We start from the raw sequence: 17,574 nt of genomic DNA, 5'->3' as shown, positions 1-17,574 counted from the left end.
CTGAATAAGTAGCTGATCCACCGTATTCGCGAGCAAGCCCGCTCCCACATTGGTATCTACTGTCCTTAAGACTTCATCAGAAATCCAGACTCACCCCGACACTCACCCCTTGCTGGGTCAGGCTGTCATCCTTCCTCACGTTATACACCGCCCGCAACGCCAGCTCCTGAGTCAGCTTGTGGCTGATGCCGAGGTTCAAGCGATCCGAATTGCTGCGAGGTGTGTAGCCGTCCAGCTTGAAGTCGATTCCCTGCACGCTGTTGAGTGAGATGTTGACCTTCTGAGCATCGTTTTCGAACTCGTGCTCGTGGGCCACTTCGCCAAATACTTGGGTTTGCGGGGTGACGCGGTAGCTGCCCTGCAGGCCGACGCCGAGACGCTTGGAGTCGCGTTGTTGATCATCAAACGTCAGTGCCGTGGAGCGGCTGTCCTTTTCCGAATAACCGTTCACTTCCACCCGCGCGTAGTCGGCGCTGATAAACGGTGACAGGTGCCAATCGCTGCCGACGCCGGCAATGTCATAGCCCACTCGGCCGCTCAAGGCCCAGAGCCAGCCATCGGTGTCGCCTTTTTCGGAGCCTTCGCTGACGCCCAGGGCGAACTTGCGCTTGAGGCTGTCGAAGTCCAGCTTGCCGCCGGTCAGCGCGGCATCGGCCCACCAGTGATTTTGCTGATATTGAGCGAAGGCGGTGCCCATGTAGCTGTTGAGCGTGTAGTCCGAGTCGCGGGCGCCGACTTCGAGTGTTTGGCGATACAGCCCGGCTGCTACACCGACGCGCCAACTGTCGTCGAGCCGATAGCTGCCGCCGACATTCACGTTGTAGCCACTGCCGTCGCCACTGGCCGAGCTGCGTTGATCATCGAAGTCCAAGTGCTGGCCACCACCGGCCACGATCGCGCGCCATTGGCCGACGGCTTGCCAGTTGCCGTTGTCGGCTTGCCACTGGTTGCGCAGTTCATCCTGGTGGGCGCGCAAGGTGCCTTGGGCCATCTCCGGCAGCAAGGTGATTTCCCAGGGGGCTGCGAGCAGGGAATAGGCGTAGTCGGCGATCAGTTGTTGGCCGGCGATGGTGGGGTGGACCGAGTCGTTGTAGATCAGCTTGGTCGGGTCCGGCTGGGTGCCGCCTATGCCGTAGGTCGGGTTGGCGGTGCAACTGTTGCCGCTGAAGCAGGTGCCCGTGAGGTTTTGCCCGGAGGCCAAGCCGAAGCGGGCTGGGTCAGCGAAGGTTTCGTTTAACAGCAGCGGGATGTTCAGCGGGATGATCTGGGCATCGATCTGCGACAGGCGTTGCACCAGTGACTGGTTGAAGATGCCGCTCAGGGCCGAGCTTGCTGCCTGCGCCGGCGTGCCGTTGATGGCGGGGGTCAAGCCCAGGTCGGGCAGCATCCATACCATGATGTAGCGAGCCCCGGCCTGTTGCAGGGCTTGGGCGCTGTCCGCCAGGCGCCCACCCGCGGCAACGGCTTGACCCGGGCTGAGCACACGCCCTTGCAGGAAGTCATTGCCGCCACCGGACAGAAAATACAGCGCGTTCGGGTCGGCCCGCCCGCCGTTTGCCGGCAGATAACCCTGGCGACTGCGCAAAACGGTGCCGCCACCGGGGTTTCCAGGCGGAATCGCCGCATTGGAGACTGAGGTGATGGAGTCCAGGATGTTGTCGGTACGGTAGCCGCCGACCGCCCAGTTGTTCCCGTCAGGCAGGCCTTGTGCCGCGCGAACCGGCGAAGTGGAGGCATTCAGGTCGTTGGGCGCTACACCCAGTTTCGCACCCAGGAGGGTCGATGAGACAAGGCCATAGTCGCCCTGAAAGGTCGGCCCGGTGCGGTTGGTGAAGCGCAAAGTGGCGCCGGCCGAGCCATCGGGGAACTGGCCGGCGTCTGCCAGGCTGTCGCCAAAAACGACCATGGTTGAATAGGGTGAAGGGGCTGCAAACGCCTGCGCGCAGGCCAGGGACAAGAGAGCGCCAGCGAGGGGAGCGAAAAACGGTGGTCTGAGCATGCGAAATTCCATTTAGTTGTTTTTGTATCGGACGCGAAACACTAGCAATGTAGTGAGGGTTTTCTTCGAAGAAAACAGTTTTTTCCTATAAAGAAGTCGTAGTGATTCCCCCGTATTCGCTGCTCCATATTGCACCGCTGGCGAGGCTACGTTACTGTGCCTGAACGTATGAATGAGACCCTTCCCGTGTTGATCATCAGCAAACTCTTGATGCGAGTAGTCAAGGCACACGCCCGTTGGCGTTGGCGCGCCTGACATTTTTCTCTGCCGGCCCGGCCGGACCTGTACCGATTTGCCTTCTTCACCCGTTGTTCGACGCCCCTTGCCGGCTAACCCTGGCAACCGGAACGTGCGTCTGGCAGCGGGACACTCTCTTGGAAGGCGGTCATTCGAAATCAGTGAATTCAAGAGGTTTGAACCCACATGTTGCTGATGATTGATAACTACGATTCCTTTACCTACAACGTTGTGCAGTACCTGTGCGAACTCGGTGCCGAGGTCAAGGTGGTGCGTAACGATGAACTGACGGTTGCCGAAATCGCTGCCCTGAACCCGGAGCGCATCGTGGTTTCGCCTGGCCCTTGCACGCCGACCGAAGCGGGCATCTCTCTCGAAGCCATCCAGTATTTCGCCGGCAAGTTGCCGATTCTGGGCGTGTGCCTGGGCCACCAGTCCATCGGTCAGGCCTTTGGCGGTGATGTGGTGCGCGCGCGCCAGGTGATGCACGGCAAGACCAGCCCGGTATTCCATAAGGACCTCGGTGTATTCCACGGTTTGAACCTGCCGGTGACGGTAACCCGCTACCACTCGCTGGTGGTCAAGCGTGAAACCCTGCCCGAGTGCCTGGAACTGACGGCCTGGACCCAACTGGAAGACGGCTCGGTCGACGAGATCATGGGCCTGCGCCACAAGACACTGAATATCGAAGGGGTGCAGTTTCACCCCGAGTCAATCCTGACCGAGCAGGGCTATGAGCTGTTCGCCAACTTTCTCAAGCAAAGCGGCGGCACGCGCTAAGGACCTTCCATGGATATCAAGACTGCCCTGAGCCGTATCGTCGGCCACCTGGACCTGAGCACCGCTGAAATGAGCGATGTGATGCGCGAGATCATGACCGGCCAATGCACCGATGCGCAGATTGGCGCGTTCATGATGGCGATGCGCATGAAGAGCGAAAGCATCGACGAAATCGTCGGCGCCGTATCGGTCATGCGTGAGCTGGCGGACAAGGTCGAACTCAAGACCCTCGACGGTGTGGTCGATGTGGTCGGCACCGGCGGTGACGGTGCGAATATTTTCAACGTATCCACGGCGGCGTCCTTTGTGGTCGCAGCGGCTGGCTGCACCGTGGCCAAGCACGGTAACCGTGCGGTCTCCGGCAAGAGCGGCAGTGCCGACCTGTTGGAAGCCGCCGGGATCTACCTGAACCTGACGCCAGTGCAAGTGGCGCGCTGCATCGACAGCGTCGGCATTGGCTTCATGTTTGCCCAGTCCCATCACGGCGCGATGAAACACGCCGCCGGCCCGCGCAAGGACCTCGGCCTGCGCACCCTGTTCAACATGCTCGGCCCGCTTACGAATCCGGCCGGTGTGAAACATCAGGTGGTAGGCGTGTTCAGCCAGGCACTGTGCCGGCCATTGGCTGAAGTCCTGCAGCGCCTGGGCAGCAAGCATGTGCTGGTGGTGCATTCCAAAGATGGCCTGGACGAATTCAGCCTGGCCGCCCCAACCTTTGTGGCGGAGCTGAAGAATGACGAGGTCACTGAATATTGGGTCGAGCCTGAAGACCTTGGTATGAAAAGCCAGAGTTTGCATGGACTGTCCGTAGAAAGCCCGGCAGCGTCTCTTGAGCTGATTCGTGATGCCCTGGGGCGCCGCAAGACTGAGAACGGCCAGAAAGCGGCAGAAATGATTGTGCTCAATGCCGGTGCGGCGCTGTATGCCGCGGATCACGCCTACAGTCTTAAAGAGGGCGTGGCCCTCGCTCATGACGCTCTGCACACCGGGCTTGCTCGCGAGAAACTCGAAGAGCTGGGTGCCTTTACTGCGGTGTTCAAAATGGAGAATGAAGGATGAGTGTTCCGACCGTTCTGGAAAAAATTCTGGCCCGCAAGGCTGAAGAAGTCGCCGAGCGCCGCGCCCGTGTCAGCCTGGCCGAGTTGGAAGGCCTGGCGAAAAGCGCCGATGCACCGCGTGGCTTTGCCAATGCCTTGATCAAGCAGGCCAAGGAAAAGCAGCCCGCCGTCATTGCCGAGATCAAAAAAGCTTCACCCAGCAAGGGCGTGATTCGCGAGATCTTCATTCCTGAAGACATTGCCAAGAGCTACGAGAAGGGCGGTGCCACGTGTTTGTCCGTGCTGACCGATATCGACTACTTCCAGGGCTCCGATCTGTTCCTGCAGCAGGCCCGCGCCGCGTGCAAGTTGCCCGTGATCCGCAAGGACTTCATGGTCGACCCTTACCAGATCGTCGAAGCCCGTGCCTTGGGCGCCGACTGCGTATTGCTGATCGTCTCCGCATTGGATGACGTGAAAATGGCGGAGTTGGCGGCAGTCGCCAAAAGCGTCGGCCTGGACGTGCTGGTCGAAGTGCACGACGGCGACGAACTTGAGCGAGCGCTGAAAACCCTCGACACACCGCTGGTGGGGGTCAACAACCGTAATCTGCACACCTTTGAAGTCAGCCTGGAAAACACCCTCGACCTGCTGCCACGTATTCCACGCGATCGCCTGGTGATTACCGAAAGTGGCATCGTCAACCGCGCCGACGTGGAACTGATGGAAATCAGCGGTGTGTATTCGTTCCTGGTGGGCGAGACCTTCATGCGCGCCGAGAACCCGGGCGCGGAACTGCAACGCCTGTTCTTCCCTGAGCGTGGCGTGGCCGTCAGCGGTTCGACCCTGGATTGATTGAAGTGCGGTTCAAATGTGGGAGCGGGCTTGCTCGCGAAGACGGAGTGTCAGTCGATACATGTGCTCGCTGATCCACCGCATTCGCGAGCAAGCCCGCTCCCACATTTGGTTTTGTGTCTATTCATAGAAATAGGTGTTCGATGCTCAAGCCAGTGCCGATGACAGTTGAAGCAGGCCTTGCCGCCGAGCAGGACCTGCTGGCGGCCGTTTGCGCGGGCGAGCAAGAATTCGGCCTGCTGTTCTGGCAGCCCAGTGATCAGGCCTTGGTCATGCCGCGCCGGTTGAGCCGCTTGCCGGCTTTTGATGCGGCCAGCCAAGTCTCGGCCGATGCCGGTTGGCCGGTATTGCTGCGCGAAACCGGCGGTGAACCGGTGCCGCAGTCTGCTGCGACCGTTAATATCGCGCTGGTTTACGCACCGCCGCGCAGTGAAGGCGATCAAGGGCGGATCGAAACCGGCTACCAGCGTTTGTGCCAGCCGATCTGTGACTTTCTGATTGAGTTGGGCGGTGATGCCAGTGTCGGTGAGATTGACGGCGCCTTCTGCGATGGCCGTTACAACGTCAACCTCAACGGTCGCAAGATGGTGGGCACCGCCCAGCGCTGGCGGCAAAGCGGCGGCCGCCCGGTGGGCTTGGTGCACGGTGCTTTGTTGCTGGATAACGACCGCGAGGAGTTGATTGCGGCGGTCAATCGCTTCAATGAAGCGTGTGGCCTCGACCAGCGGGTGCGTGCCGACAGCCATATTGCCTTGCACGAAGCCTTTCCCGCGCCGGATGCGATCACCCGTCTGGATACGTTGTACCGTCAGATGCTGGCCGGGTTCCTGCCGGTTTAACGCGTACCGAACACCACCATCGTCTTGCCTTTGACGTGCACCAGGTTGCGTTCTTCCAGGTCCTTGAGCACCCGACCGACCATTTCCCGTGAGCAGCCGACAATGCGCCCGATTTCCTGGCGCGTGACTTTGATCTGCATGCCGTCAGGATGGGTCATGGCGTCCGGTTGCTTGCACAGCTCCAGCAGGCAACGGGCCACGCGTCCGGTGACATCAAAGAACGCCAGGTCACCCACTTTGCGTGTGGTGTCGCGCAGCCGCTGGGCGATCTGACCGCTCAGGGCGTACAGGATGTCGGGATCATGCTGGGCCAGTTCGCGGAACTTCGTGTAACTGATTTCAGCGACTTCGCACTCGACCTTGGCCCGCACCCAGGCGCTGCGTTCCTGCTCTTTGCCCGCCTGTTCAAACAACCCCAGCTCCCCAAAGAAATCGCCGGTATTGAGGTAGGCGATGATCATTTCGCGGCCCTCTTCATCCTCGATCAGGATGGTGACCGAGCCCTTGATAATGAAGAACAGTGTTTCCGAACGTTCGCCCGCGCAGATGATGTTGTGCTTGGCCGGATAACGCCGGCGCTGGCAATGCATCAACAGTTTGTCGAGGTTCTTGATCTTGGGTGTGGGAGTAAGAGCAACCATGGTTGTTTCCCGGAAAGACTGCACGGTGTGGTTGGATTTATTTTTTTATCCAGCGGTGTCGGCATTGAGACACGCTGTACAAAGGATGGCAATGCGCCATTGAATTGGCGCCAGCTTAACAGACACATTCTGCTTCGATTAAGGAATTTACCGGGCAAAGACTGCTATTTATCGCTTTCATGCTGGGCGCTGCGGTTTCAAAGCCCTGTGCTAAGCTGGCGACCCTTTTTTAGCAGTGGAGTCTGGGCGATGAAGGCACGCATCCAATGGGCGGGCGAGGCCATGTTCCTCGGTGAGTCGGGCAGTGGCCATGTAGTGGTCATGGATGGCCCGCCGGACGCCGGTGGCCGTAACCTGGGCGTACGCCCGATGGAAATGCTCCTGCTGGGGGTAGGCGGTTGCAGCAACTTCGACGTGGTCAGCATCCTGAAGAAATCCCGTCAGGCCGTGGAAAGCTGCGAAGCCTTCCTGGAAGCCGAGCGCGCCACCGAAGATCCCAAGGTGTTCACCAAGATCCACATGCATTTCGTGGTGAAGGGGCGGGCGCTGAAGGAAGCCCAGGTCAAGCGTGCCATTGAGCTGTCAGCTGAGAAGTATTGCTCGGCGTCGATCATGCTCGGCGCGGCCGGTGTGGCTATCACTCATGATTACGAGATCATTGAGTTAGGTTGAGACACACCGCAAAAGAAAAAGGCGCTTCGATAGCGCCCTTTTTTGTGGCTCAGTTTTGACGCACTTAGATGCGATAAGTGCTTTTGGTCATCACTTTGGCCAGCAGGCTCATACCAAACCTCACCGGCGCCGGGAAGCGGAAGCCGCCCGCATCCAGTGCGCTATCTGCGTGATGTTCTTCATCAATACGCATCTGCTCAAGAATGGCGCGAGACTTTTCGTCCTCAGCCGGCAGTTGCTCCAGGTGTTCATCCAGGTGTTTGCAGACCTGATGTTCCGTGGCGGCGACAAAACCCAGGCTGACCTTGTCGCTGATCAAGCCGGCAGCGGCGCCGATACCAAACGACAAACCGTAAAACAGTGGGTTGAGCACGCTGGGATGGCTACCGAGCTGGCGAATGCGTTGCTCGCACCAGGCCAGGTGGTCGATCTCTTCTTCGGCCGCATGTTCCATCGCTGCACGTACTTGCGGCAGCTTGGCGGTCAGCGCCTGGCCTTGGTACAACGCCTGGGCACAGACTTCACCGGTATGGTTGATGCGCATCAGGCCGGCAACGTGGCGGGTGTCGGTCTCGCTCATCTGCGCGTCGGGCTGCACGATGGCAGGCGATGGGCGGTACGGTTGGCCGCTGAACGGCAACAGCGTGCGCATGGCCGTGTCGGCTTGCAGCAACAGACGGTCAATCGGCGAGTAGTGACGTTGGGTAGTCATGCTGACCTCCGGGAAGAATCTCGGCGGTCAGTTTACCGCAAGAGAGGGTGAAGCGTTTGCGCTGAGTCAAGGGCATTGGGTCGCAGCCCGGGGCTGCGACCGTGGTTGCAGGGTTGATCAGCCCGGTGGCCAGTTCATCTGGCGCTGACCCAGCACGTGCATATGAATGTGATAAACGGTCTGCCCGCCATCCTCATTGCAGTTCATGACCACGCGAAAGCCCTTCTCGCAGCCTTGCTCCACCGCCAATCGCTGAGCGGTGAACAAAATGTGGCCAGCGAGGGCTTTGTCTTCTTCGGTCAGGTCGTTGAGGGTACGAATAGGCTTTTTCGGAATCACCAGAAAATGCACGGGCGCCATTGGGGCAATATCGTGGAAGGCGAGGACCTGGTCATCTTCATAGATGATCTTCGCGGGTATTTCCCTGTTGATGATCTTGGTGAACAGAGTATCCACAGCTGTTTCTCCATTGTGAAAGTGCAGGGGAGTGTACCCAGCCAGTCAGCGTGGGCAATAGGCCTTGTTGATCGCACCGGCGATCTTGCGTGTCAGCCAGCGAGGGCTGAAACGCGGGCTGAAGGCCAGCCAACGGTTGCGTCGCCCGGGAATGATGATGGCTTTGTTTCTTTCCAGCGCACGCACGGTGTAGAGCGCAACTTCTTCGGGGCTCATCAGTTGCTTGCTGCGGTCCAGCTTGGCGGTGTCCATTTGAGCGGTGCCGAAGAATGCGGTGCGCGTAGGGCCGGGGCACAGTACCGAGACTTTGATGCCGCAGGTCTTCAACTCTTCGCGCAAGCCTTCGGAGAAGTGCAACACATACGCCTTGCTGGCGTAATAGCTGCTCATCCACGGGCCAGGCTGAAAGGCTGCGACCGAGGCAACGTTGAGAATCTGGCCCCCACCATTGAGGGCCATGGCGTTACCAAGGGCATGGCACATGCGGGTCAGGGCCAGGATGTTGACTTCGATCAGGTCTTGTTCAGTCATCCAGTCCTGGGCCAGGAATGGCCCGCTGGTGCCCATGCCGGCGCAATTGACCAGCAGGTCTATCTGGCGCTCACCTTCTTCAAGTTCCAGCAGAAACCCGGACAAGCGCAGCGGCTCGCCCAGGTCGCAGGCACGAAACAGCACCTCGACGCCGAAGCGTTGAGTCAATTCAATTGCAATGCTTTCCAACTGATCACGCTGGCGGGCCACCAGAATCAAGCTGCGGCCGCGACGGGCCAGTGCTTCGGCCAAAGCCAGGCCGATGCCGCTGGAGGCACCGGTGATCAGAGCGTAACGGGTCATGCCTTTCTCCATCGCAACGCCGCCGGGCCTGTGACAGAGGCATCACAGGCGGCGGGCGTTTCTTCACTGTTCTGGAGAGTCTACAGGTTCGGCCGTGTCGTCAGCACTTTGCGCGCCTTCTTCTTCATCAACGGTGACGCTTTGATCGGTGGCGTCATCGGAGGTGATGGAGCTGCTTTCGTAGCTGCTGTCCATATTGGCTTCGAGTTGGTTCAAGTAGCCGTTCATACCCAGCGCCACCACAATGGCGAACATCACCGGAATGAATGCCAGCCACAGGGCAGCCAACACTTTTACCGCGGTGGAGTTGCGCGGAGGCGGCGCGCCGTATTGGTTGGCGCCTGCATTACCCGGCAATACCAGCAACAGGATCGGGAAGACGCTGTTCACCAAAGGCACCAGGTGCAGGAACCACAGCCAGCCCGACCAACCCAGGTCGTGCAGGCGTTGCACACCGATTTGCACACTGACCCAGACAATCGCAACAACCAGCGCGAAGCCCAGCAGCGAGCCGAGAATGATGCCGGCGGTCGGTGAGGCGGTCGCCACGGCAAAGCTCGCGGTGCTGATGATGCCGCCAGCGACCAGCATTGCCAGGGTCAACACCAGCGTCCAGGCGAGATACCGGAGGCGGCCGATACGCCCGTTGATGGTGAAGACCTTGAGTGTCGAGTACTCCTCGGTGTGGTCACCCACTGCCGCACGCGGCGGAGCATAGGGCGAAGCAGCGGAACGCGAGAAGTCAGACGCGCGGGTATCCGTTTCGTGAGCTTCGGCCAGGCTGAAGGCCACGGGTTGCTCAGGTTCGATACGTGCATCGACCCCGGCGTTTTTCAGCGCCGTGAGGTAGGTTTCGGCATCGGAGCGGGACAGGTCACGCTTGAGCGCGACCGGGCGGCCGGTAAAAAGCTTTTCGATGGCTGCCACATCGCTTTTGAACAGTTCGGCGAGGTTCAGCTTGGCAGTGGTGCTTTCGACACCCGGGAGCAGGGCTCCGTCAAACACAATCTTGAAACGGTTGTCGCTCATGCGGGCATCCTTGTCACTTGAATCAGGGAAGGAGTACAGGCCGACTTCGGTCAGCAGGCCTGGCGGTTATCAGCGTGGCCAGCGAAGTTGTGCCGCGTGCTCGCGTGCCTTGCGGTATTCGGCATCCAGGCGGGCAATCAGTTCATCGACGCTGGGCAAATCATTAATCTCACCGACGCCCTGGCCGGCGGACCATACGGTCTTCCAGGCTTTGGCTTCGTCGCTCAACGGCTTGAGCTTGGAGCCGAAGTTTACTTCACCTTTGCCTTGTAAGGCAGCGAGGTCGAAACCGGCGTTTTCCAGGCTTTGGCGCATGAAGCTCGCCGGTACGCCGGAGACTGCGGGAGTGTGCACGATGTCGGCGGCGCGCGATGTGAGCAGCATCTCTTTATAGGCATCCGGGGCGTGGCTTTCAGTGGTGCCGATAAAGCGCGTGCCGAAATAGGCGAGGTCTGCGCCCAGCACTTGGGCGGCGAGGATCTCGTGCCCATGGTTGAGGCAGCCGGCCAGCAGCAGGGTTTTATCGAAGAATTGGCGAATCTCGGCAATCAGAGAAAATGGGCTCCACGTGCCGGCATGGCCACCGGCGCCTGCGGCCACGGCAATCAGGCCATCAACACCGGCTTCTGCGGCTTTCTCGGCATGGCGCCGAGTGGTCACGTCGTGAAACACCAGGCCGCCGTAGCTGTGCACGGCATCGACCAATTCCTTTACTGCGCCCAGGCTGGTGATGACGATCGGCACTTTGTGCTCGACGCAAATCGCCAAGTCGGCTTCCAGGCGTGGGTTGCTGTTGTGCACGATCAGGTTCACGGCATATGGCGCAGGGTTGTCCAGTTGCGCCAGGCCCGCTTCGATTTCTTCCAGCCAGGCCTTGAAGCCGCTGCTCTCGCGCTGGTTGAGCGCCGGGAAACTCCCGACCACCCCATTGCGACAGCACGCCAGGACCAGTTGCGGGTTGGAAATCAGAAACATCGGCGCCGCCACCACGGGCAGGCGCAGACGTTGTTCGAGCAAAGCAGGCAATGACATTGGAGGTACCCCGAGTAATTGAAATTAGAACGGTTTGACCACGACCAAAATTACGATAGCCAGCAATATCAGAACGGGCACTTCATTGAACCAGCGATAAAAGACATGGCTGCGGGTGTTTTCGCCACGGGCGAAGCGTTTTACCTGGGCGCCGCACATATGGTGGTAGCCGATTAGCAGCACCACGAGCGTCAGCTTGGCGTGGATCCACGCGCCGGATTGAAAGATGGCGGGGTTGAGGTAGATCAGCCAGCCGCCGAACACCAGGCTGGCAATCATCGCCGGGCCCATGATGCCGCGGTAGAGCTTGCGCTCCATGACGCTGAAGCGTTCTTTGCTGACGGTGTCTTCACTTTGGGCGTGGTAGACGAACAGGCGTGGCAGGTAGAACAGCGCGGCAAACCAGCAGACGATGCTGACGATGTGGAAGGCTTTGACCCATAGATAGAGCATTTCTAGTTATTCCCAGGTTCACGGTAACTGAAGATAGTAGTGGCTCATGCGCCCTTACGTCACGTTGGCGGTTGTCGCAGGACGATACGGCCCCTATTATCGACGGCTTTCCAGTGGGTTCGTTGAGGGCAGGTTTATGGTCAAGGTCGGTATCGTCGGCGGCACGGGTTACACCGGTGTCGAATTGCTGCGTCTGTTGGCTCAGCATCCGCAAGCTGAGGTGGTGGTCATCACTTCCCGATCCGAGGCCGGGCTGGCCGTTGCCGATATGTATCCGAACCTGCGAGGCCACTATGACGGCCTGGCGTTCAGCGTTCCGGACATCAAGACCCTTGGCGCGTGTGATGTGGTGTTCTTTGCTACCCCGCACGGAGTGGCCCATGCACTGGCTGGCGAACTGCTTGCTGCCGGTACCAAAGTCATCGACCTGTCGGCTGACTTCCGTCTGCAGGACGCCGATGAGTGGGCCAAGTGGTACGGCCAGCCGCACGGCGCCCCTGAGTTGTTGGAGGAGGCGGTGTATGGCCTGCCGGAAGTCAATCGCGAGCAAATCAAGCAAGCGCGCCTGATTGCGGTGCCAGGTTGCTATCCAACCGCGACGCAGCTGGGGTTCCTGCCATTGCTGGAAGCGGGGTTGGCGGATACTTCGCGCCTGATCGCGGACTGCAAGTCGGGTGTCAGCGGCGCCGGTCGTGGTGCTGCAGTGGGTTCTCTGTACTCCGAGACGTCGGAAAGCATGAAGGCCTATGCAGTAAAAGGGCATCGTCACTTGCCGGAAATCCGCCAGGGGCTGCGTCGTGCTGCCGGTAAGGATGTGGGCCTGACCTTCGTTCCGCACCTGACGCCGATGATCCGTGGCATTCACTCCACGCTGTACGCAACCGTTGTCGATCGCTCGGTAGACCTGCAGGCGCTGTTTGAAAAGCGCTATGCGAATGAACCGTTCGTCGATGTGATGCCTGCCGGCAGTCACCCGGAAACCCGCAGCGTGCGTGGTGCAAACGTGTGCCGTATTGCGGTTCATCGGCCGCAGGATGGCGACCTGGTGGTGGTGTTGTCGGTGATCGATAACCTGGTCAAGGGCGCGTCGGGCCAGGCGGTACAGAACATGAACATCCTGTTTGGCCTGGATGAGAAGCTGGGCCTGTCCCACGCAGGCATGTTGCCTTAAGGCTTCGCGGTTGATTGCCAAAGGCCCGATGATCGGGCCTTTTGTGTTTTTAATGGCAGCAGCGCAGATTGATATACCGTAACAATAGTTGACCGCTTTTCTAGGAGAAGCGGATAATGCCCGTCATTACGCATATGGCGGCGGTACGCCGGGAGATTATCAGCATGAGCGTTGAATCCTTCACCCCCACGGCTTTGCAATTCACCCACGGTGCTGCGCACAAGGTGAAGAGCCTGGTCGATGAAGAGGGTAATGATCGCTTGAAGCTGCGCGTATTCGTTACGGGCGGCGGTTGTTCAGGGTTTCAGTACGGTTTTACCTTCGATGAAGATGTAGCCGATGACGACACCATCGTTGAGCGCGAGGGCGTCAGCCTGGTCGTGGACCCGATGAGCTTCCAATACCTGGCAGGTGCCGAGGTGGATTACCAGGAAGGTCTTGAAGGTTCGCGTTTCGTGATCAAAAACCCTAACGCCACCACGACCTGTGGTTGCGGGTCTTCGTTCTCGATCTGATCGGCAACGGAAACAAAAACGCCGCTTGGCTTAATAGGCCAAGCGGCGTTTTGCTGTCTGCAGATTCTGAAGGGGTAGTCAGGCGGGGTAGATCGCGCCCAGTACCCGCAGCCCGTGTGCGCCGGTGACGCTGGGGCGGTTGGCGGCGATGCCTTCCAGGCAGCAATGGGCCAGCCAGGCGAAGGCCATGGCTTCAACCCAGTCGGGGTCCACGCCGTAAGTCGCGGTGCTGCTGACCTGGGTGGACGGCAACAGCGCCGCCAAACGGCTCATGAGTGCTGCGTTATGCGCGCCGCCGCCACACACCAGTAACGTTTTGGTGTCGGCTTGTGCCGCTTGCAGGGACTCGACGATGGTCAACGCGGTCAGTTCAAGCAGGGTTGCTTGTACATCCCGGGGTTGGAAGGCTGGCAATCTGCCAAGGTGATGTTGCAGCCATCCCAGGTTGAAGACTTCACGCCCGGTACTTTTGGGGCCCCGGGTCAGGAAGAATGGATCGCTGAGTAGCGCGTTAAGCAACTGAATCTCGACTTTGCCACTGGCGGCCCATTGGCCGTCGCGATCAAATTGTTCGCCACGTTGATGGTGAATCCAGGCGTCGAGCAGGACGTTGCCTGGGCCGCAGTCGAAGCCGGCTACAGGTTTGCCGGTCTCGATCAGGCTAAGGTTGCTGAACCCGCCGATATTCAACACCGCGCGGTTGCAGGTATGTTCCCCGAACAATGCTTCATGAAAGGCAGGCACTAATGGTGCGCCCTGGCCCCCGGCGGCGACATCGCGACTGCGAAAATCACTGACGACAGTAATGCCAGTCAGCTCGGTCAGCAGGGCCGGGTTGCCGATCTGTACGGTAAAGCCCCGTGCAGGTTCGTGGCGAATGGTCTGGCCGTGGCTGCCAATTGCGCGAATGTCATGAGGCGTGAGGTGCTGCTGGCCCAGTAAGGCGTGAATGCCTTGGGCTGCAAGTGTCACCCAGTGTTGCTGGGCAATGGCCGAACGAGCGATTTCGTCCGGGCCGCTGGCGCACAGGCTTAGCAGCTCTGCGCGCAGGGTGTCTGGCATAGGGATGTAGTGCGTGGCGATCAAGTTGATCGCCGGGTTTTGTTCGATCAGGGCGATATCCAGGCCATCAAGGCTGGTCCCCGACATCACACCTATATAGCGCGGCATACCTTAACGCTTCGCCGAGGCCAGCAGGGTGGAGCGCTCCTGGTCCATGCGTGCCATCAACGGCTGGCTTTGTTGCAGGAAGCGCGCGCGCTCTGCTTTGGCGATGGGGTCGGCCATCGGCAGCTTCTGACCCAATGGATCGACGTGGACGCCATTCACCTGGAACTCATAGTGCAAATGCGGGCCGGTGGACAGGCCTGTGGTGCCGATGTAGCCGATCACCTGGCCTTGCTTCACGTTACTGCCCGTGGAGACGCCTTTGGCGAACCCTTGCATATGGCCGTACAGCGTGCGGTAGGTGTTGCCGTGCTGGATGATTACGGTATTGCCGTAGCCACCGCGACGTCCGGCCAGCAGGACCTTGCCATCACCGGCCGCTTTGATTGGCGTGCCGCGTGGAGCGGCATAGTCGACGCCTTTGTGGGCGCGGATTTTGTTCAGGATTGGATGCTTGCGACCCATGGAGAAGCGCGAGCTGATGCGAGCAAAGTCCACTGGCGTGCGGATGAAGGCTTTGCGCATGCTATTGCCGTCAGCCGTGTAGTAGCTGCTATTGCCTTGTTTGTTGGTGTAGCGCACAGCGGTGTAGGTCTTGCCACGGTTGGTGAAGCGCGCGGAAAGAATGGCGCCGGTGCCGACCACCTTGCCGTTGGCGACTTTTTGTTCGTATATCACGTCGAATTCGTCACCCTGGCGAATGTCCTGGGCGAAATCGATGTCGTAGCCAAACACGCTGGCCATGTCCATGGTCATGCTGTGTGACAAGCCGGCGCGGGCGGCCGATTGTGACAATGAGCTGTTGATCACACCGTGTACGTAGGCGGAGCGCATAACCGGTTTGGTGGTGATGCGGTTGAAGGCAAAGCCTTTGGCGCCCTTGGTGAGGGTAATGCTCTCGAGGTCGCTGACATTACTGTGCAGGTTCTTCAACTGGCCATTGGGTGCCAATTCGAACTCAAGCTTCTGGCCGTGTTTGAGCTGGGTGAATTGCTTGGCTTGTTTATCGCTGGCCAGCACCTCATTAACAGTAGCAGTGGGCAGGCCGACCTTTTCGAACAGCGTTGAAAGCGTATCGCCTTTGGCGACGATTACTTCGCGGTGCAGGGGATTCTTTGGGACAACCGCTGCAGGCTGCTCTTGAGCGGCGTGTTGAGTGTCTTCGGGAGTGCTTTCTATCTGTGCAAATGGTGATTCGGCTGGTGCGTTTGTGGCTTGTTGCGCGTCGGAAGCGTCTTGATCTTGTGTCAGTTGTTCAACTGGACTTTCCAGGTCAAGGCTCAGGGATGTTCGTTTGGCTTCTACGTCACTGGAAGGGAATACCAGGAGTGCCAGGCTGAGAAGGGCGGCGATACCACTTGCGGCGAGCAGGTGGGTCTTCGGGTAAAGCGGCGGCGCTTTAGACGGTTCTGTGGTCATAAGTAATTTTGACTTTGAAGATGAAATGGAAAAGATGAATGACATGATGAAGATGAAATAACTGTATAAAATATAACCAAATCATCTGTGGCGCAAGCTCGCGAACGCTGGGCTTGCTGAACGGTGTCCGTGCGCAGGGCAAAACTTGTAATTAGTCCCTGATCTTGTATGGTTGGTTCCCTTTTGAATCTGAGCCTTGCGGGTCTGTTATGAAGTCGGTTGAAGAGCAGCTAGCGCTGATAAAACGTGGTGCGGAAGAACTGTTGGTCGAGGCCGAGCTGATCGAAAAGCTCAAGCGTGGCCAACCCCTGCGTATCAAGGCTGGCTTTGATCCGACAGCGCCGGATCTACACCTGGGTCACACCGTGCTTATTAATAAGCTGCGCCAGTTCCAGGAACTGGGGCACCAGGTGATCTTCCTTATAGGTGACTTCACCGGGATGATTGGTGATCCGAGCGGCAAGAGCGCGACGCGTCCGCCGTTGACTCGTGAGCAGGTTCTCGATAATGCCGAGACCTATAAGACCCAAGTGTTCAAGATTCTCGATCCGGCCAAGACCGAGGTGGCATTCAACTCCACCTGGATGGATCAGATGGGGCCGGCGGATTTCATTCGCCTGACATCCCAGTACACCGTAGCGCGCATGCTTGAGCGTGATGACTTCGACAAGCGCTACTCCACCAATCAGCCTATCGCTATCCATGAGTTCCTCTACCCGCTGGTACAAGGGTATGACTCGGTGGCATTGCGCGCAGACGTTGAGCTGGGCGGCACCGACCAGAAGTTCAACCTGCTGATGGGGCGTGAGCTGCAGCGCGCATACGGTCAAGAGGCCCAGTGCATTCTGACCATGCCGTTGCTGGAGGGGTTGGACGGCGTCAAGAAGATGTCCAAGTCCTTGGGTAACTATGTGGGTATCCAGGAAGCGCCGGGTGTTATGTACGGCAAGCTGGTTTCGATTCCAGATGCATTGATGTGGCGTTACTTCGAGCTGTTGAGCTTCCGCTCGATGGACGAGATTAATGCACTGCGCGCTGAAGTCGAGGCGGGCGCCAATCCGCGTGATGTGAAGATCAAATTGGCGGAAGAGATTGTGGCACGCTTCCATGGTGAGGAGGCTGCGGCCAATGCTCACCGTGCAGCGGGTAACCGTATGAAGGATGGCGAGCTGCCGGATGATCTGCCGGAGATCGAATTGACTGCTGCTGAGGCGATGCCGATTGCTGCCGTCCTTAATAAGGCGGGTCTGGTGAAGAACTCCGCGGTTGCTCGTGACCTTTTGGGTTCCGGTGGTGTGCGTATAGATGGTGAGGTTGTGGATCGCACCTTTATATACGAGCTGGGCGCTACCCACGTTTGCCAGGCCGGCAAGAAGGCATTTGCGCGTATTACGCTCAAATCCGAATAAAGCTGGAATTAGGTGTTGACGGCGATTTATATCTGTCTATAATTCGCCCCACTTCCGGCGCAGTCGAAACGGAAAACTCCTTGGTAAACAAGAAGTTATACAGAGTTCGACAGCGAGTTGCTTCAGTTGATCGAAGCCCAGAAGGAGTTGGTAGGGCAGTGTTGTTTGGCTCTATTAACGTTTCGATCCTCTCGGTCGAAAGCGGAGAAAAAGAGGTGTTGACAGCAGCGTGTAACGCTGTAGAATTCGCCTTCCGCTAACGAGAGATCGGAAGCGCAAGTGGTTGAAGTTGTTGAGGAATTCTTCGAAAACTTCTG

18 protein-coding genes are annotated in these 17,574 nt (G+C 58.8%); 8 read left to right on the top strand and 10 right to left on the bottom strand.

What is annotated here, in order from left to right; translation table 11 throughout:
* Positions 1–76: 76 nt before the first annotated feature.
* A complete protein-coding gene (gene estP / locus ACLBW8_RS07035) occupies positions 77–1,999 on the bottom strand; it encodes an esterase EstP (protein WP_432750186.1) in 1,923 nt (640 codons plus the stop codon).
* A 423-nt stretch (positions 2,000–2,422) separates the two neighbouring features.
* Here estP and ACLBW8_RS07030 point away from each other — a divergent pair, with 423 nt between their 5' ends.
* The 4 genes from ACLBW8_RS07030 to ACLBW8_RS07015 all read left to right on the top strand — a co-directional run bounded on the left by ACLBW8_RS07030 (position 2,423) and on the right by ACLBW8_RS07015 (position 5,747).
* Positions 2,423–3,016, top strand: a complete 594-nt coding sequence (locus ACLBW8_RS07030) for an aminodeoxychorismate/anthranilate synthase component II (protein WP_447805032.1) — start codon at positions 2,423–2,425, stop codon at positions 3,014–3,016.
* A gap of 9 nt (positions 3,017–3,025) precedes the next feature.
* On the top strand, positions 3,026–4,075 hold the full coding sequence (gene trpD / locus ACLBW8_RS07025) for an anthranilate phosphoribosyltransferase (RefSeq protein WP_064454373.1): 1,050 nt from the start codon (positions 3,026–3,028) through the stop codon (positions 4,073–4,075).
* Positions 4,072–4,908: an indole-3-glycerol phosphate synthase TrpC gene (trpC, locus tag ACLBW8_RS07020; RefSeq protein ID WP_064454372.1), complete on the top strand. Its 837-nt coding sequence runs from the start codon at positions 4,072–4,074 to the stop codon at positions 4,906–4,908. The genes trpD and trpC overlap by 4 nt, the downstream gene beginning before the upstream one ends.
* 143 nt (positions 4,909–5,051) lie before the next feature.
* A complete protein-coding gene (locus ACLBW8_RS07015; protein WP_447805031.1) occupies positions 5,052–5,747 on the top strand; it encodes a lipoate--protein ligase family protein in 696 nt (231 codons plus the stop codon).
* On the opposite strand, the gene crp is transcribed toward ACLBW8_RS07015, so the two are convergent.
* A complete protein-coding gene (gene crp / locus ACLBW8_RS07010; RefSeq protein WP_064454370.1) occupies positions 5,744–6,388 on the bottom strand; it encodes a cAMP-activated global transcriptional regulator CRP in 645 nt (214 codons plus the stop codon). The genes ACLBW8_RS07015 and crp overlap by 4 nt on opposite strands.
* Positions 6,389–6,637: 249 nt before the next feature.
* On the opposite strand from crp, the gene ACLBW8_RS07005 reads away from it, so the two are divergent.
* A complete protein-coding gene (locus ACLBW8_RS07005; RefSeq protein ID WP_017138086.1) occupies positions 6,638–7,060 on the top strand; it encodes an OsmC family protein in 423 nt (140 codons plus the stop codon).
* Between the two features lie 64 nt (positions 7,061–7,124).
* Here the strand turns inward: ACLBW8_RS07005 and coq7 are convergent, their stop codons facing one another.
* The 6 genes from coq7 to hemJ all read right to left on the bottom strand — a co-directional run bounded on the left by coq7 (position 7,125) and on the right by hemJ (position 11,576).
* A complete protein-coding gene (coq7, locus tag ACLBW8_RS07000; RefSeq protein ID WP_053258296.1) occupies positions 7,125–7,772 on the bottom strand; it encodes a 2-polyprenyl-3-methyl-6-methoxy-1,4-benzoquinone monooxygenase in 648 nt (215 codons plus the stop codon).
* A 117-nt stretch (positions 7,773–7,889) separates the two neighbouring features.
* Positions 7,890–8,228, bottom strand: a complete 339-nt coding sequence (locus ACLBW8_RS06995; protein ID WP_003210943.1) for a histidine triad nucleotide-binding protein — start codon at positions 8,226–8,228, stop codon at positions 7,890–7,892.
* Between the two features lie 45 nt (positions 8,229–8,273).
* Positions 8,274–9,062 (bottom strand): SDR family NAD(P)-dependent oxidoreductase, encoded by a 789-nt coding sequence (locus ACLBW8_RS06990; protein ID WP_064454369.1) that lies wholly within the window; start codon positions 9,060–9,062, stop codon positions 8,274–8,276.
* 63 nt (positions 9,063–9,125) lie between these two features.
* Positions 9,126–10,091 carry a DUF805 domain-containing protein gene (locus tag ACLBW8_RS06985; RefSeq protein ID WP_064454368.1) on the bottom strand — a complete coding sequence of 322 codons (966 nt, stop codon included), beginning with the start codon at positions 10,089–10,091 and terminating at the stop codon, positions 9,126–9,128.
* Between the two features lie 69 nt (positions 10,092–10,160).
* The gene (locus tag ACLBW8_RS06980; protein WP_128589093.1) at positions 10,161–11,123 is read right to left on the bottom strand and encodes an NAD(P)H-dependent flavin oxidoreductase; all 963 of its coding nucleotides are present in this window, start codon (positions 11,121–11,123) and stop codon (positions 10,161–10,163) included.
* 24 nt (positions 11,124–11,147) lie between these two features.
* Complete coding sequence (hemJ, locus tag ACLBW8_RS06975; RefSeq protein WP_017476328.1) at positions 11,148–11,576, bottom strand: protoporphyrinogen oxidase HemJ; 429 nt, start codon at positions 11,574–11,576, stop codon at positions 11,148–11,150.
* A gap of 136 nt (positions 11,577–11,712) precedes the next feature.
* Between hemJ and argC the strand changes: the two genes are divergently transcribed.
* Both argC and erpA read left to right on the top strand, forming a co-directional pair.
* On the top strand, positions 11,713–12,747 hold the full coding sequence (argC, locus tag ACLBW8_RS06970; RefSeq protein WP_064454365.1) for an N-acetyl-gamma-glutamyl-phosphate reductase: 1,035 nt from the start codon (positions 11,713–11,715) through the stop codon (positions 12,745–12,747).
* A gap of 164 nt (positions 12,748–12,911) precedes the next feature.
* Positions 12,912–13,262 (top strand): iron-sulfur cluster insertion protein ErpA, encoded by a 351-nt coding sequence (gene erpA, locus ACLBW8_RS06965; protein ID WP_003176443.1) that lies wholly within the window; start codon positions 12,912–12,914, stop codon positions 13,260–13,262.
* A gap of 78 nt (positions 13,263–13,340) precedes the next feature.
* Here the strand turns inward: erpA and ACLBW8_RS06960 are convergent, their stop codons facing one another.
* Positions 13,341–14,432 (bottom strand): anhydro-N-acetylmuramic acid kinase, encoded by a 1,092-nt coding sequence (locus tag ACLBW8_RS06960; RefSeq protein ID WP_447805030.1) that lies wholly within the window; start codon positions 14,430–14,432, stop codon positions 13,341–13,343.
* A gap of 3 nt (positions 14,433–14,435) precedes the next feature.
* Complete coding sequence (locus ACLBW8_RS06955) at positions 14,436–15,848, bottom strand: peptidoglycan DD-metalloendopeptidase family protein (RefSeq protein WP_221295751.1); 1,413 nt, start codon at positions 15,846–15,848, stop codon at positions 14,436–14,438.
* A gap of 209 nt (positions 15,849–16,057) precedes the next feature.
* On the opposite strand from ACLBW8_RS06955, the gene tyrS reads away from it, so the two are divergent.
* The gene (gene tyrS / locus ACLBW8_RS06950) at positions 16,058–17,257 is read left to right on the top strand and encodes a tyrosine--tRNA ligase (RefSeq protein WP_064454362.1); all 1,200 of its coding nucleotides are present in this window, start codon (positions 16,058–16,060) and stop codon (positions 17,255–17,257) included.
* The last annotated feature ends 317 nt before the right edge of the window (positions 17,258–17,574 follow it).

Source organism: Pseudomonas sp. M5A4_2d (assembly GCF_053345295.1).
The sequence above is the reverse complement of the archived record's forward strand: the minus strand, read 5'-3'. Positions and strand labels throughout refer to the sequence as shown.